Genomic DNA, 15628 nt, shown 5'->3' on the forward strand with positions numbered 1-15628 from the left:
ATGCGCACTCAGCTATTGGGCAGCAGGCGTACGGTCAGGCTCTTGATGTAGCGGGTCTCGGCGATGGCCGGGTGCACCGGATGATCCGGGCCCTGGGCGCCGCGCTCAAGCAGCTGGATGTTGCGGTCCAGGTGGCGGGCACTGGTCAGCAGGATGTTCTGCAGGTTGTCTTCTTCCAGGTGCATGGAGCACGAGGCGCTGACCAGGATGCCGTCCTTGTTGAGCATGCGCATGGCGGTTTCGTTGAGTCGGCGGTAGGCGGCCTCGCCGTTCTTGATGTCCTTCTTGCGCTTGATGAAGGCGGGCGGGTCGGCAACGATCACGTCGAAGCGTTCCTCGGCGGACTTCAGTTCCTTGAGGGCGGCGAACACGTCGCCTTCCACACAGGTGACCTTCTCGGCGACGCCGTTCAGCGTGGCGTTGCGCTCCACACCGTCCAGAGCGAAGCCGGAGGCGTCGACGCAGAACACTTCACTGGCGCCGAACGCCGCCGCCTGTACGCCCCAACCGCCGATGTAGCTGAACAGGTCGAGCACGCGCTTGCCCTTCACATAGGGAGCCAGACGCGCGCGGTTCATGCGGTGGTCGTAGAACCAGCCAGTCTTCTGGCCTTCCAGCACCGGTGCCTGGAACTTCACGCCGTTCTCTTCCAGGTCGACCCACTCCGGCACCACGCCGAAGGCGGTGTCGACGTAGCGCTCCAAGCCCTCGGCATCGCGGGCGGCGGAGTCGTTCTTGAACAGGATGCCGCGTGGCTTGAGCACCTGGACCAGGGCCTCGATCAGCGCGTCCTTGTTGCGCTCCATGGTGGCGGAGGCCAGTTGTACCACCAGGTGATCACCGAAGCGGTCGACCACCAAGCCCGGCAGCAGGTCGGAGTCGCCATACACCAGGCGGTAGAACGGCTGGTCGAACAGGCGCTCACGCAGGCTCAGAGCCACATTCAGGCGGTGCACCAGCAGTGACTTATCCAGTACGTGCTTGACGTCGCGCGACAGCAGGCGGGCGCAGATCAGGTTGTTCGGGCTCATCGCCACGATGCCCAGCGGCTTGCCACCGGCGGCTTCGAGGATGGCCTGGTCGCCGGCATGGAAGCCGTTCAGCGGGGTGGCCGCCACGTCGATCTCGTTGCTGTAAACCCACAGGTGGCCGGCGCGCAGGCGACGATCGGCGTTGGGCTTGAGGCGCAGGCTGGGCAGGGTCATGGCGGGCTCCGGAAAAAAGAGCGCGATTATACCCTGCCCATCCCCGCCGGAACCTGTTTACGAACTTTTGAACCAGGGCCAGGCCTGCCGCCGCGACCAATGGGCGTAACAGCCCTAGGCTGGCCTGAAGGGTGAGCGCCAGCGAATAGATGGGCGAGGGCGCGGAGTTACAGGTCGTAAAAGCAGCCCGAGGCTGCGCGCCCCGGCCAGATTTCAACGCAGCATGGCCGATGATCAAAACATCGTAGACAGGCTCTCAGGCTCTCAGGCTCTCAGGCTGCCAGCAGCTTCAGCAGGGTCTGGTTGAATGCCGGCAGGTCATCGGGCTTGCGGCTGCTGATCAGGTTGCCGTCGCGGATCACCTCCTTGTTCTGCCAGTCGCCGCCAGCGTTGCGGATGTCGTCCTTGAGCGACGGCCAGCTGGTCATGGTCTTGCCCTTGACCAGTCCGGCCGAGACCAGCAGCCAGGCGCCGTGGCAGATCACCGCGATCGGCTTGCCGGACTTCTCCGCGGCCTGCACCAAGGTCAGCGCGGCGGTGTCGGTGCGGATGGTGTCGGCGTTCATCACGCCGCCCGGCAGGATCAGGGCGTCGTACTCCTCGACCTGGGCCGTGTCGAAGGTGCCGTCGACCGTGAAGCTGTCACCCGGTTTGTCATGGTGCCAGCCACGTACCTGGCCTTTCTTGGCCGACAGAACGTCGGCCTGGGCGCCAGCCTGCTCCAGGGCCTGTTTCGGCTCGGTCATCTCGACCTGTTCGAAGCCGTCGGTGACCAGCAGGGCGATGCGCTTGCCTTTCAGGGAATAGGACATTTCGGTCTCCTCGCGTTGTGGGTGCCGTTCAAGGTCGGACCGGGCGTCGGCAAAAAAGATCAGGCAAAAACCGCGGCTGTGCCCGGTGGGTCAAATGGGTAAACTGGCACCTCCGTCCGATGTACAGCCGCCCCGACCATGAGCAACGAACTCACCGCCGAACAGATCCAGCAGGTGCTGCAGGGCATCAGCGTGCCGCCGCAGCCGCAGATCATGGTTGATCTGCAGATGGAGCAGGTCATGCCGAACCCGGACCTGCGCAGCATCGCCAAGCTGATCAGCCAGGATCCGGGGCTGTCCGGTGCGCTGCTGAAGATCGTCAATTCACCGTACTTCGGCCTGGCCAACAAGGTCAGCTCGATCCAGCGTGCGGTGAACCTGCTGGGCAGCCGCTCGGTGATCAACATGATCAACGCGCTGTCGATCAAGGGTGAGATGACCGATGAGACCATCGTCATCCTCAACCGTTTCTGGGACACGGCCCAGGATGTGGCCATGACCTGCCTGACCCTGGCCAAGCGGATCGGTTGCGAGGCGCCAGACGAGGCCTACACCCTGGGGCTGTTCCACAACTGCGGCATTCCGCTGATGCTCAAGCGCTTCCCGCAGTACATGACCGTGATGGAGGAGGCCTACTTCGGCGCTAGCCAGGAGCGGCGCATCGTCGATACCGAGAACCGCCTGCTCAACACCAACCATGCCGTGGTTGGCTACTTCACGGCCAAGTCGTGGAACCTGCCGTTGCACCTGTGCGAGGCCATCGCCAACCACCACAACGCCCTGGCGATCTTCAGCGATGAGTCCAGCCGCGATGTACAGCTGAAGAACCTGCTGGCCATCCTGAAGATGGCCGAGCACATTTGCGGCTGCTACCGCGTGCTGGGCAACCAGGAGCAGGACCATGAGTGGGAAAGCATTCGCCGCCTGGTACTGGACTATGTCGGTCTGTCCGAATACGACTTCGATACGCTCAAGGACACCATCCACGATCTGGGGGCCGGCTAAGCGGCGCTTAACCGCCGAGGGCCCGCCTGCTAAGGTAGGCGTCCCTTCCGTCGCAGTCTGACGTTCATGCCCGAACTACCCGAAGTCGAAACCACCCGCCGCGGTATTGCGCCTCACCTTGAAGGCCAGCGCGTCAGTCGTGTGCTGGTGCGCGAGCGCCGCCTGCGCTGGCCGATCCCGGAAGACCTCGATGTGCGCCTGTCCGGACAGCGCATCGAATGTGTCGAACGACGTGCCAAGTACCTGCTCATCCAGGCCCAGAGCGGCACCCTGATCAGCCACCTGGGGATGTCCGGGAACCTGCGCCTGGTGCCGGTTGGCGCGCCGGTGGCCAAGCATGAGCACGTCGATATCGAATTGGAGTCGGGGCTGGCACTGCGTTACACCGACCCGCGCCGCTTCGGGGCAATGCTCTGGAGCCAGGATCCGCTTAGCCATGAGCTGCTGGTGCGTCTGGGGCCGGAGCCGCTGACCGATGCCTTCGATGGCGAGCGTTTGTATCAGCTCGCGCGCGGGCGCTCCATGGCGGTCAAGCCGTTCATCATGGACAACGCCGTGGTGGTGGGTGTGGGCAACATCTACGCCACCGAAGCGCTGTTCGCTGCGGGCATCGACCCGCGTCGCGAAGCGGGTGGTATCTCCCGCGCCCGGTATATAGCTCTGGCGGTGGAGATCAAACGCATCCTCGCCCACGCCATCGAGCGCGGCGGCACTACCCTGCGCGATTTCATCGGTGGCGACGGCCAGCCGGGCTACTTCCAGCAGGAGCTGTTCGCCTACGGGCGTGGAGGTGAGTTCTGCAAGGTCTGTGGCAGTACCCTGCGTGAGGTCAAGTTGGGCCAGCGCGCTAGCGTCTACTGCCCCAAGTGCCAGCGCTGAGCGCGCCGATCCCCACTGCCGAGAACAATAACAAGAGGTCAAAGATGTCCGGCAATTACCTGCTGCCCAACCCGTTCGCCGAATGGGTCGGGCGCACCGCCCTGCGCCTGATGGGCTGGCGCATCGAGGGTGAACTGCCGCGGCTCGACAAGTTCGTCGCCATCGGCGCCCACCACACCTCCAACTGGGACTTCGTGATCTTCATCGCGCTGAAGTTCGTCCTGCGCTTGAATGCCCGCTGGTTCGGCAAGCACGGCATCTTCCGCTGGCCGTTCGGTTCTGTGCTGCGCAGCTGGGGCGGTATTCCGATTCAGCGCCATCTCAGCCTGAATATGGTGGAACAGGCGATCCAGGGTTTCCGCGACAATCGCGAGTTCATCCTGGTGCTCTCGCCAGAAGGCACGCGCAAAAAGGTGGAGCGCTGGAGAATGGGCTTCTACCATATCGCTGTCGGAGCAGGCGTGCCCATCGTTCCAGGGGCCTTGGACTATGCCAACCGGCGAGTCGTCATAGGTGCGCCCCTCTTGCCAACGGGCGATGCACAAGCGGACTTGACCACCCTGCTGGCGTTTAAGAAGCCGGAATATGCATTCCTCGGCGATTGACGGTGTTCACGCTGACATTTGCGCGAGCGCTGTTATAGTTAACGGCACTGCTCTGTCAAAACTAAACAAATGAAGGACCGCGCCATGAACCTGTTTCGCTCTACCGCCGCTGTCTTGGCTCTGACCACTGGCCTGCTGGCATTGCCGGCTCAGGCGGAAGTGGCTCAGCAGAATACCAGTGGCGACCCGCTCTACACCGTCGAAGCACCCAAGGGTTACGCCATGATCGGAGACCTGGTCATCGCGCGTCCGTTGCTGATTGCGGGCACTGTGATCGGTGCAGGTCTGTTCGTGATCAGCTCACCCTTCACCCTAGCCGGTGGCAATTTCAAGGAGTCCGCCAAGTCTCTGGTGGGTGAGCCGGCGATGGCTGCATTCGTACGTTGCCTGGGTTGCACCGAGAGCGGTTACAAGAGGGACTGATTTACTCGCCCTGAGCGAAAGGCCCCCGGCATGTGAATGCCGGGGGCCTTTTCATTTTCAGCCTGGTTAGTATTGGCGCCTGGGGCGGGATGGAGATTGATATGAAGAGCTACGGACGTGCGAGCTTGCTGGCCCTGCTGGTCGTCGGCCTGGGGTGGTCCTTCTGGAGCAGCGCCGGCTGGCTGCAGCTCTGCGCTGGTCTGGCCATGTTCCTGTTCGGCATGCAGTGCCTGGAGGAGGGGTTGCGCCAGCTGGCGGGCGGCAAGCTTGAGCAATTGCTTGCACGCAGCACGGCCACATCGGGCAAGGCCATGCTGTTCGGCGTTGGCGGCACCATGCTGCTGCAGTCGAGCACCCTGGTGTCGTTGCTGACCATCGCGTTCATCAGTACCGGGTTGATCCAGTTGGCCGGTGGCATCGCGATTCTGTTCGGTGCCAACCTTGGTGCTACCAGTGGCATTTGGCTGCTGGCGATGGCCGGGCAGAACCTTAGCCTCAGCCCGTTGGCGCTGCCGCTGCTGGTGTTCGGAGTGCTTGCTGGGTTCAACGGTCCACAGAGCAAGGCTGCTGGGCGCATTGTGCTGGGCATCGCCTTCATCTTCTTCGGCATCGATCAGATCAAGGATGGCTTTTCCAGCCTGGGCGGCGACCTGGACATGAGCGGCCAACAGGTCGATGGATTGACCGGGCAATTGCTGTTCACCCTGATCGGCCTTGTTGGCACGGTGGTACTGCAGTCCAGCCATGCAACGCTGATGCTGACCCTGGCGGCGCTGGCCGGAGGGCAGCTGGAGCTGGGGCAGAGTCTGGCCATCGCCATTGGCTCGAATGTCGGTAGCAGCGTGAGTACGGCGGTGGTCGGCTCACTGGGCGGTAATCGCAGCGGGCAGCGGCTGGCGCTGGCGCATGTGCTGTTCAACGTGGTTACGGCAATCCTGGCCTTCGTGTTGCTCACGCCACTCACCTGGCTGGTGCAATGGCTCACCGGCCTGGTCGGTCTCGGCAACAACAGTCTGATCCAGCTGGCGCTGTTTCACAGCCTGTTCAATGCCGGCGGCGTTCTGCTGTTCTGGCCCCTGCAGGCACATCTGGCTGCAGGGTTGCTGCGCTGGCTGCCGGAGGCGGCGGAGCCACATGTGCTGATCACTGAGCTGGCCATGCCAGGGCCCCAGGAGTTGCCGCGCACGCGTGCGCGCTATCTCAGCGAGCAGGCACTGGACTCGGTGGATGCCGCCGCCAGTGCGGTGATGCGCGAGCTACGGCATCTTGGCAGGCTGAGCCTGGAGGTGATTTGTCACGCGCTCTACCTACCTGTGGATCAGTTGTCACGTGTGCAGGGTGACGAGGTTCTGCTGCAGGCGGCCCCGGATGCTCATGCGCTGGATGCCGAAGCGCTCTATCAGCGCCACATCAAGGGTGTTTACGGTGATCTGCTGAGCTTCATGGGGCGTCTAGAGCTGCCGCTGGACGAAGCGCATCGGCAGTTCTGGCTGGCTGGCCAGCTCGCAGCGCTCCAGCTGGTAGATGCGGTGAAGGACGCCAAACACTTGCAGAAGAACCTTGGCCACCAGCTGCGCCAGCCGCCTTCTACCGTGCGCAATGCCTATGTCGAACTACGTCGGCATCTGCTGATGCTGATTCATGAGCTGTACGAGCTGGCGCGCATGGATGTCAGCGATACAGCCTGGAGCGAGCGGTTGCGCATGCTCGACGACGAAGGCGCAGAGTTTGATCGAGCTTATCGGGAGCGGTTGTTCGCCATGGTCCGCGAGGGCCAGCTCGATGGCCTGCAGACCAGCTCGCTGATGAATGATCTGGGCTATGTCGGGCGTATCTTCCAGAGCCTGCGTAACGTACTGCTGCTCGCCGAGGAGCAGGCCCCGCTGCATGGTATGCGTCAGGTCGAGACCGAGCGTGGTCCGCTGATCGTCATCGATTGATCAGCGCGGACGCTCCAATAGACTGGCGCGGCCTACGCCCCGTGGATCACTAGCCGCTTCCACCTGGCCGTTGTCCTTGCGCCAGAGCAGTACCTGCTGGTTGCCGTAGCTGCGTTCGACCCGTTTGAGTCGGTGTCCGCGCATTTCCAGACTGCTCAGTTGGCTGGCGCTGAAGGCATCGGCCTCATGTTCGATCACATCAGGCAGGAACTGGTGGTGGTAGCGCGGTGTGGCGGGCCATTGCTGCACCGGCTTGCCGTCCAGGTAATCGAGTACGGCCAGCAGCACCATGCTGGGGATGCGGCTGCCGCCTGGCGTGCCGAAGCTGGCCAGCTCTTTGTCGCTTTCGATGAAGGTCGGACTCATCGACGACAGCGGCCGCTTGCCTGGGGCGATGGTGTTGGCCTGGCTGCCGGACAGGCCATAGGCGTTGCTGCCTCGCGGGTCGGCGGCGAAGTCGTCCATCTCGTTGTTGAGCAGCACACCGGTACCGGGCACGGTGAAGGCGGCGCCGAACGGCAGGTTGATCGACAGGGTGGCGGCTACTGCGTTGCCTTCTGTATCCAATACGGTGAAGTGGGTGGTGTGATCGCCCTCGCGCCAGGCCGGCGAGGGTGGCAGGCTGGTGCTGGGGGTGGCGTTCTGCAGGGCGATGCTCTTGGCCAACCCTTTCAGGTAATCGGGTGCGAGCAGCTGCGGCAGCGGATTGCGCATATGGTCTGGATCGCCCAGTAGGCCTCGGTCGCGGTAGGCGCGGCGCAGGGTTTCCACCACGTAGTGGCTGCGCTGGACAGCGCCGGCCTTTTGCCACGGTAGCTGTTGCAGCATCAGCAGGCTCTGCGCTAGGGCCACGCCGCCGGCCGAGGGGGGCGGTGCCCCGATCAATTCGCGGCCGTCAGCCAGGGCCACACGCAGAGGCTGGCGCTCCACCACGCGATAGTCGCGCAGATCGTGGGCGCTCCAGATACCGCCACCGGCTTTCACCCCCTCCAACAGCAGGCGTGCGGTTTCGCCACTGTAGAAACCGGCGTGGCCATCGCGAGCCAGGCGCTCCAAGGTGCGGGCCAGTGCTGGTTGGCGCAACAGGCCGTGTAGCGGTGGAATACGGCCCTGGTCGAGGAAGATGGTTGTGCTGGTAGGGTCCTGTTTAAGGGCTTCCAGGCGCCATTCGGCACGCTCACGATAGATCCGGTCGATACCGACACCGTCGCGCGCCAGGCGGATGGCCGGAGTCAGCGAGTCGGTCAGCGGCAGCTTGCCGTAGCGTTCTGCCAGATGGGCCAGCGCTGCCGGCAGGCCGGGGATGGCGGCGGCCAGTGGGCCGTTCAGCGACAGGTCGCGCTGGACCGTACCGTTGCGCCGATAGAGGTCTGGGCCGGCGCCCAGTGGTGCGCGCTCGCGAGCGTCGATGAAGCGATAAGTCGGGGTTTCGCCGGCCTGGCGCAGCAGGAAGAAACCGCCACCCCCCAGGCCTGAGCCGTAGGGTTCGGCTACGGCCAGTGCGGCGGCGATGGCGACGGCGGCATCGAAGGCATTGCCGCCCTGGGCCAGGGTTTCCAGGCCGGCTACGGTGGCGGCGGGGTGGGCCGTGGCCACGGCAGCCTGTTCCGGCTTGGTTGATGCGGCCTGGGCGCTCAGCGTGCAGGTCAGCAGCAGGCCGGCGAGAAGAGTCTTGGGCGACATGGGTTCGATTCGGACAGGGCAGGGGTTACAGCCTAGCGGAGATCGATAGCCGGCGCGGTGAACGATGGTTCAGATCCGGGAAGTCAGGCTTTGCCGGTGATGATCCGATACTTGTCCATCAACTGCTCCTTGGTCTCGACGCGAGCCTCGTCGAGGGGGATGCAGTCTACCGGGCAGACTTGCTGGCACTGCGGCTCGTCGTAATGGCCGACGCATTCGGTGCACAGGTTGGGGTCGATCACGTAGATCTCTTCGCCCTGGGAGATGGCGCCGTTCGGGCATTCGGGCTCGCAGACGTCGCAGTTGATGCAGTCGTCGGTGATTTTCAGGGACATCGGGCAACTCCTGCCAGGCCCGACGGGCATGGCACTTTCAGGCATTCAATGGGCGAATTGTGCCGGATCGGAGAGCCTGGCGCCATGCGCAGGCGACTGGGGGAGTCTGTTCACGATCCCGCGAGCTAGAGATAAACGGTGGCGCAACGACCGGCGGGAGTAACAGCCGTAGGCTGGCCCGTAGGGCAAGCGCTAGCGAGTAAAGCGGCTGAGGAAGCGGAGTTTACAAGTCGTAAATGAGCATGACTCGCTCCGCTCACCCTTCGGGCCGCGCTGAAGCGCGTTAGCCGCAAGCTGCTTTCCGAAGCCGCTTTCAACGCCGTTTAGCCGACGCGCAGCAGATCGTGATCAGCGCTTGAAGCGCTCGGCCAGGGCGTCGGCCACCGCCGGGTGGACGAACTTGCTGATGTCGCCGCCCAGTGCCGCTATCTCGCGTACCAGAGTTGAGGAGATGAAGGAGTACTTCTCCGACGGAGTAAGGAACATGCTCTCCACGTCCGGCGCCAGTTGGCGGTTCATGTTGGCCAGCTGGAATTCGTACTCGAAGTCCGACACTGCGCGCAGGCCGCGCAGGAACACATTGGCGTTCTGTTCCTTGACGAAGTGCGCGAGCAGCGTAGAGAACCCCACCACTTCGATGTTGGGCAGATGCGCAGTGACTTCGCGGGCGAGCTCGACGCGTTGCTCCAGGGGGAACAGCGGGTTCTTCTTCGGGCTGGCGGCCACCGCGATGATCACGGTGTCGAACAGGCGCGAAGCGCGCTCGATCAGGTCGCCATGACCCTTGGTGATGGGGTCGAAGGTACCCGGGTACAACACTCGATTCATCGTCTCGTCCTGCTCGGAGCGGTAAGAGTCGCGGATGGTAGCGCAGCGCTTCCCCGCGGGAAAAGCCTCAGGCCGTGCGCAGGTGCAACGGCAACGCCAGCAGCAGGCAGGCCAGGGCCGCCCAGTCGGCCACCACCACGCGGCGCAAAGCCTCGTTGTAGAGCGGTGCGCTCCAGGCCAGCAGGAGGAAGCTGACGACGCTGATCAGCCCGCCAAGCAGGGCCAGAGTACGCAGCCCCGGGATGAACGCAGCAGCTACCAGCAGGGCGCCGAGCAGGCCAAACAGCACCGCGCGGTGGCGCATCAGTATCTGCAGGTTGGGCTCGTCCAGCGCCAGGCCGTACAGGGCATTGAGCCGTTCGCCGCCGAGCACGCCGGCCAGCGGCAGCAGGTGGATGATGCCGGCCACCAGCAGTAGCGCGGCAATCAGCTTGCTCATGCCTTGAGGCGCTCGGCCAGCAGGGTCGAGAGCTTGGCGGTGAGGCCGTAGATCGACAGCTGCGGGTTGGCGCCGATGCTGGTGGGGAATAGCGAGCCGTCGTGGATCGACAGGTTCTCCAGCTGGTGGTGGCGACCCAAGCTGTCGGTGACTGCCGTATTCTCGTCTTCGCCCATGGCGCAGCCCCCCATCACGTGCGCGCTACCCAAGCGGGTCTGGTACAGGCGCAGATCGAGGCGGTCGATCAGCGCCTTGGCTTCGGACGGCGTCTTGGCGAAATCGGCGGCGGCGTGTACCGGCAGCACAGCCTTGGCGCCGGCCGCGAACTGGATTTCGGCCATGTTGTGGAAGGCCCGACGAATGCCGTCCCAGGTGTAGTCGGTCATCTGGTAGTCGAGCACCGGCGTGCCGTCGCCGCGCAGCTCCACCGTGCCTTCGGCGCTGTCCGGGTGGAAGCCGTCGCGCATCAGCGCCAACATCATATTGGTATGTGGCAACTGATCCATGCGCAGAGCGTTTTCGGTGCCGAAGCGTCCAAGCAGGGTGGCGGCCAGGGCCGGCTGCAGCGGCGGCACCTCGAGCTTGTAGGACATCTGCCCGGTGGCGCCATCGTTCCACTGGAAGTGGTCGGAGTACACCGACTGCGGCGCGCCGTAGAAGGGGTTGATGACTTGCTCGAACTGCGCTGCGGAGAAGTTCACCACGTGCAGGAAGGTGCGTTTGCCGGCCCGCAGGTGTGGGTCCGGGGCTTTCGAGCGTAGCAGCAGAGCCGGTGAGTTGATGCCGCCGCCGGCCAGCACATAGTGGCGGGCCTTGACCATGATGCGCCGACCGTTCGGAGCCACTGCGCGCTCATCCATGCCCAGGCATTCCAGGCCGCTGATGTGATTGCCATCGTGTAACAGGCGCTCGGCTCGAGCCAGGTAGAGGAGGGCGCCGCCTTTGTCGAGCGCGGCCGGAATGGTGGTGACCAGCATCGATTGCTTGGCATTGACCGGGCAGCCCATGCCGCAATAGCCGAGGTTCCAGCAGCCGCGTACGTTGCGCGGGATGATGTGCCAGGCGTAGCCGAGCTTCTCGCAGCCGTCCTTGATCACTTGGTTGTTGGGGTTCGGCGGAATGGCCCAGGGCATCACGCCCAGGCGCTGTTCCATCTGCTCGAACCAGGGCGCCATCTCGGCGGCGCCGTGGCCCTGTACGCCGTGTGCATCGGCCCAGTGCTGCAGGGTTGGTTCCGGGGTGCGGAAGCTGGAGGTCCAGTTGACCAGGGTGGTACCGCCCACGGCACGACCCTGCATGATGGTGATGGCGCCGTCCTTGCTCAGGCGGCCGATGCCTTCCTGATACAGCTGTGGGTAGGCGTCGGCTTCCTGCATCTTGAAGTCGCTGCTGGTTTTCAGCGGGCCTTCCTCGATCAGCAGCACCTTGAACCCAGCAGCGCTGAGGATCTCGGCGGTGGTACCGCCGCCGGCGCCGCTGCCGATGATGGCGACATCGGCCTCCAGCAGCAGGTCCTTCTCCAGGCGTGAGCCGTCGTAGGTGGTCCAGCCGCGGGCCAGACCATCGCGGAAAATATCGGGTACAGGCATGTTCAGGTTCTCTTGTAATTATTCAGGGCTCTATCCCTGTTCGCGCATCGCAGGCTTGAGCGTCGATATGCGCGGTACATCTACCGTCGAAGTGCATGGTTGTCAGAACTGGGGTGGACCGGGGTAACCGCAGTGGGCCCACGACTGCGGCCGGCCATACCAGGCCATCTGTACCAGCTGCAGCAGCGAGGCATGGCCCATGCGCAGCAGGTCCAGCGAGCTGTGCTCCCAGCGTGCCAGGAACTGGCGGATATCATCGGCACTGGCATTCTCCCAGCTGCCCCAGATACCGGTCAGCGGGCCGCGGGTAACGGTCATGCCCAGCACGTCGAACAGCTGCTGGGTGAGTTTGAGCAGCTCGGGTGACAAGTAGCTCAGACTGCGGTCGATGCCTTGCAGGGTCGCATCCACGGCCGCCTGCAGGGCGTCTGGTTTCACCGCGCCCTCCAGTACTACCGGGATGAGCGCGCGCAAGCTCGGCAGGTCGCTGCTGCGCAGGGTGACGTAGCCAGCGGCCGGGCCACTGGACGAGCAGCCGCTGAGGCTGGCGGTGACACCTGCGGTGGCCAGGAACGCCCCACCGAGCAGGCCGACCTTGAGCAGGCCGCGACGCGAGAGCTGCGGCGCGGCTGGAGACATGTCGGTCATGGTGGCCCCTTAGCGGATGAACAGCTTCTGGATCAGCTTCTGGATCGCGGTGCCATAGGGCGGGTAGATGAAGCGTGCGGCGTTGAAGCGCTGCTTGATGAACACACCTTTGGCCTTGCTGAAGGTCAGGAAGCCTTCATGACCATGGTAATGGCCCATGCCGGACGGGCCGACGCCACCGAACGGCATGTCGTCCTGGGCCACATGTAGCAGAGTGTCGTTGAGGCAGGCACCGCCGGAGTGGGTCTCCGTCATTACGCGCTGTTGTTCGGCCTTGTCATAGCCGAAGTAGTACAGCGCCAGCGGGCGCGGACGGTCGGAAATGTAGGCGAAGGCGTCGTCCAGGCGCTGGTACGGCACCACCGGCAGTAGCGGGCCGAAGATTTCCTCCTGCATCAGCTTCATCTCGTCCGAGACGTTCAGCACCAGGCTGTGGGCCATGCGCCGGCCCTGGTCGGCCGGGAACAGGGGGACGATCTGCGCGCCCTTGCTTTCGGCGTCGCTGATGTAGCCCTTGAGGCGGTTCAGCTGACGCTCGTTGATGATCGCGGTGTAGTCGGCGTTGTCTTCCAGCTTGGGATAGAAGCGCTGCACGGCGGCGCGGTAGGCGGCGACGAAGCCCTCGACGCGGTCTTGCGGCACCAGTACATAGTCCGGCGCCACGCAGGTCTGCCCGGCGTTCATGGTCTTGCCGAAGGCGATGCGCTCAGCAGCATCTTCCAGCGGCACATCGGCGGAGACGATGGCCGGCGACTTGCCGCCCAGCTCCAGGGTCACCGGCACCAGGTTCTCGGCGGCGGCGCGCATCACGTGCTTGCCGATGCTGGTGGCACCGGTGAACAGCAGGTGGTCGAAAGGCTGACGCGAGAAAGCCTGGCCGACTTCGGCCTCACCCAGCACCACGGCGACCAGATCCTCGGGGAAGACCTTGGCCAGCAGGTCTTTGACCAGCTGCGAGGTGGCCGGGGTCGACTCACTCATCTTGATCATCACCCGGTTGCCGGCCGCCAGGGCGCCGATCAGCGGGCCAAAGGCCAGGTACAACGGGTAGTTCCACGGCACGATCACGCCGATCACGCCCAGCGGCTGGTACACCACGCGCGCCGAGGCGGGCTGGAAGGCCACGCCGACATGGCGGCGCGATGGTTTCATCCACTTGCCCAGGCGTTTGCTGGCGTAGTCGATGCCGTGCAGACTGGGCATGATCTCGGCCAGCAGGGTCTCGCTGGCAGCCCGGTTGCTGAAGTCACTGGAAACGGCGTCGACCAGGGCCTGTTTTTCACTCAGGATCAGCTCGCGCAGGGCCTTGAGCCAGGCGCGGCGCTGATCGGCGGAAGGCATCGGATTGGCGCGGTAGGCGGCGCGCTGGGCGGCCACCAGCGGTTCCAGGGCGTCTATCTGTTGTTGGTTTTGTTGGAGATAGGCAACGTCGGCGACCATGGCGGAGCGTCCTCTGTAGGAGCGGCGGATTGGATAGGAGTGATTTTTAGAGTAAATGCTCTAAACTGTCAATCGAAGGTCGAGCCGGTCGTCAGATCGGGCGTGTGCCTGTATTTTTGTCCCTTTCCCGCGTGAGCCGAACCATGGCCCCGAAGAACAAGACCCGTGAACGCATCGTCGAAGCCAGCCTGGAGCTGTTCAATGCCCAGGGCGAGCGCAGCGTCACCACCAACCATATCGCCGCCCACTTGGGCATGTCGCCGGGCAACCTGTACTACCACTTCCGCAACAAGCAGGCGATCATCGCCGAGCTGTTCGCCGAGTACGAAGGCCGGGTCGACGTGTTCCTGCGCCTGCCCGAGGGCCGTGCCCTGACGGTGGCGGACAAGACCTTCTATCTGGAGGCGCTGCTGGCGGCCATGTGGCACTACCGCTTCCTGCACCGCGACCTGGAGCACCTGCTGGAAAGCGACCTTGAGCTGGCCGAGCGTTACCGCGCCTTCGCCCATCGCTGCCTGCAGGCAGCCACCGATATCTACCAGGGCTTCGTCGCCGCCGACGTGCTGGCGATGGACGATCAGCAGATCGAGGCTCTGACCCTCAACAGCTGGATCATTCTCACCTCCTGGGTGCGCTTCCTCTGCACCATCCGCAACAACCCAGGCGACCTCAACGAGCAACTGATGCGCCGTGGCGTGTACCAGATCCTTGCGCTGGAGAGCGGCTACGTCACCGAGTCGGCGCGCGAGGCGGTGCAGGCGCTGTTGGGACGCCTGCATGTGCCGATGGCGGATGTGATCGGCTAGAGCCCTGTGCCCAGCCAGGCCGGGATGCGCCGCTCGAGGTAGAAATCCGGTTGGCGCAGTGAGCCGCCGATGAAGCCGACGTGGCCGCCGCGCTCGTGCAGCTCCAGGCGGGTGCTGGCCGACAGCTCGTGAGCCTGGGGCACGCTGTGGGGGAAGACGAAGGGATCGTCGCTGGACTGGATGATCAGCGTGCGCGTACGGATCTGTTCCAGGTAGTAGCGGCTGGAGGCGCGCCGGTAGTAGTCGTCGGCATCGGTGTAGCCGTGCAAGGGCGCGGTGAAGCGGCCGTCGAAGTCCCAGAAGGTGCGCATGCCTTCCAGCGAGCCGAGTTGCTGCAGCGCTGCCAATCGCTCGTGATGGCCTTCGTCGGTGAAGCGCTGCTGCTTGTCGCGCACATAGGCCACCAGGGCGCGCATGAAATGTGCCTGGTAGACCTTGGAGAAGCCCTGGTCGATGCGCTCGGCACAGTGGTCTAGACGAAACGGCACCGACACCGCTACCGCGCCCTGCAAACCGGAGTCTGCGCCGCTCTCGCCGAGATATTTGAGCAGCACGTTGCCGCCCAGCGAGTAACCCACGGCATGCAGCGGCGCCAGTGGCCGCTTGGCCTGCAGGTGGCGCACCACGCTGACCACATCCTCGCTGACCCCGGAGTGGTAGCCACGCGGCAGCAGGTTGGGCTCGCCGGAGCAGCCGCGCCAGTTCAGCGCCACGCTGGCCCAGCCCTGGGCCGCCAGTTGCCGTTGCAGGCCGAGCACATAGTGCGAACTGGAAGAGCCGGTCAGCCCGTGCAGCACCAGTACCAGCGGCGCCGTGGCTTCATGCGGGCCATGCCAGTCGAGGTCGAGGAAGTCGCCATCCTCCAGCCACAGTCGCTCGCGCTGTCGTTCCAGTCTTGGCGGCGTGCGGCACAGCGAGCCCCAGAGGGTCTGCAGGTGTGGGCTGGGCAGCCACCAGGCGGGATTGAAGAGAGTGGACATCGATCAGGGCT

Annotated in this window: 16 protein-coding genes; 6 read left to right on the plus strand and 10 right to left on the minus strand. The window is 64.3% G+C overall.

Annotation, left to right across the window (positions count from 1 at the left end; genetic code table 11):
* Window positions 1-8 precede the first annotated feature (8 nt).
* Window positions 9-1205 carry a class I SAM-dependent rRNA methyltransferase gene (locus IB234_RS04350; protein ID WP_192314385.1) on the minus strand — a complete coding sequence of 399 codons (1197 nt, stop codon included), beginning with the start codon at window positions 1203-1205 and terminating at the stop codon, window positions 9-11.
* Window positions 1206-1477: 272 nt separating this feature from the next.
* The gene (locus IB234_RS04355; protein ID WP_192314387.1) at window positions 1478-2017 is read right to left on the minus strand and encodes a type 1 glutamine amidotransferase domain-containing protein; all 540 of its coding nucleotides are present in this window, start codon (window positions 2015-2017) and stop codon (window positions 1478-1480) included.
* Window positions 2018-2209: 192 nt separating this feature from the next.
* On the opposite strand from IB234_RS04355, the gene IB234_RS04360 reads away from it, so the two are divergent.
* From IB234_RS04360 to IB234_RS04380, 5 genes are all read left to right on the plus strand, one after another.
* Window positions 2210-3022: an HDOD domain-containing protein gene (locus tag IB234_RS04360; protein WP_192315562.1), complete on the plus strand. Its 813-nt coding sequence runs from the start codon at window positions 2210-2212 to the stop codon at window positions 3020-3022.
* 66 nt (window positions 3023-3088) lie between these two features.
* Entirely contained in the window at window positions 3089-3901 is an 813-nt protein-coding gene (mutM, locus tag IB234_RS04365) for a bifunctional DNA-formamidopyrimidine glycosylase/DNA-(apurinic or apyrimidinic site) lyase (RefSeq protein ID WP_192314389.1), read from the plus strand.
* Window positions 3902-3945: 44 nt separating this feature from the next.
* Window positions 3946-4506, plus strand: coding sequence for a lysophospholipid acyltransferase family protein (locus IB234_RS04370; protein WP_192314391.1), 561 nt, complete (start codon window positions 3946-3948; stop codon window positions 4504-4506).
* 84 nt (window positions 4507-4590) lie between these two features.
* Window positions 4591-4929 (plus strand): multidrug transporter, encoded by a 339-nt coding sequence (locus IB234_RS04375; protein WP_192314393.1) that lies wholly within the window; start codon window positions 4591-4593, stop codon window positions 4927-4929.
* 101 nt (window positions 4930-5030) lie between these two features.
* On the plus strand, window positions 5031-6869 hold the full coding sequence (locus IB234_RS04380) for a Na/Pi cotransporter family protein (RefSeq protein ID WP_192314395.1): 1839 nt from the start codon (window positions 5031-5033) through the stop codon (window positions 6867-6869).
* Here IB234_RS04380 and ggt read toward each other — a convergent pair whose 3' ends face one another.
* From ggt to IB234_RS04415, 7 genes are all read right to left on the minus strand, one after another.
* Entirely contained in the window at window positions 6870-8552 is a 1683-nt protein-coding gene (ggt, locus tag IB234_RS04385; RefSeq protein ID WP_192314398.1) for a gamma-glutamyltransferase, read from the minus strand.
* Window positions 8553-8635: 83 nt separating this feature from the next.
* Entirely contained in the window at window positions 8636-8887 is a 252-nt protein-coding gene (locus IB234_RS04390) for a YfhL family 4Fe-4S dicluster ferredoxin (protein ID WP_192314401.1), read from the minus strand.
* A 348-nt stretch (window positions 8888-9235) separates the two neighbouring features.
* Entirely contained in the window at window positions 9236-9715 is a 480-nt protein-coding gene (coaD, locus tag IB234_RS04395; RefSeq protein WP_192314404.1) for a pantetheine-phosphate adenylyltransferase, read from the minus strand.
* A gap of 67 nt (window positions 9716-9782) precedes the next feature.
* On the minus strand, window positions 9783-10154 hold the full coding sequence (locus IB234_RS04400; RefSeq protein WP_192314407.1) for a phosphopantetheine adenylyltransferase: 372 nt from the start codon (window positions 10152-10154) through the stop codon (window positions 9783-9785).
* Window positions 10151-11743, minus strand: coding sequence for a GMC family oxidoreductase (locus IB234_RS04405; protein ID WP_192314409.1), 1593 nt, complete (start codon window positions 11741-11743; stop codon window positions 10151-10153). The genes IB234_RS04400 and IB234_RS04405 overlap by 4 nt, the downstream gene beginning before the upstream one ends.
* Window positions 11744-11845: 102 nt before the next feature.
* Window positions 11846-12391 carry a twin-arginine translocation pathway signal protein gene (locus IB234_RS04410; protein ID WP_192314412.1) on the minus strand — a complete coding sequence of 182 codons (546 nt, stop codon included), beginning with the start codon at window positions 12389-12391 and terminating at the stop codon, window positions 11846-11848.
* 9 nt (window positions 12392-12400) lie between these two features.
* Window positions 12401-13831: a coniferyl aldehyde dehydrogenase gene (locus IB234_RS04415; RefSeq protein WP_192314415.1), complete on the minus strand. Its 1431-nt coding sequence runs from the start codon at window positions 13829-13831 to the stop codon at window positions 12401-12403.
* Between the two features lie 143 nt (window positions 13832-13974).
* Between IB234_RS04415 and IB234_RS04420 the strand changes: the two genes are divergently transcribed.
* Window positions 13975-14637: a TetR/AcrR family transcriptional regulator gene (locus IB234_RS04420; RefSeq protein WP_192314418.1), complete on the plus strand. Its 663-nt coding sequence runs from the start codon at window positions 13975-13977 to the stop codon at window positions 14635-14637.
* Here the strand turns inward: IB234_RS04420 and IB234_RS04425 are convergent.
* Window positions 14634-15617: a hydrolase gene (locus IB234_RS04425; RefSeq protein WP_192314421.1), complete on the minus strand. Its 984-nt coding sequence runs from the start codon at window positions 15615-15617 to the stop codon at window positions 14634-14636. The genes IB234_RS04420 and IB234_RS04425 overlap by 4 nt on opposite strands.
* Window positions 15618-15628 lie beyond the last annotated feature (11 nt).

Origin of the sequence: Pseudomonas sp. PDM16 (genome assembly GCF_014851865.1) — a bacterium.
GTDB lineage: Bacteria > Pseudomonadota > Gammaproteobacteria > Pseudomonadales > Pseudomonadaceae > Aquipseudomonas.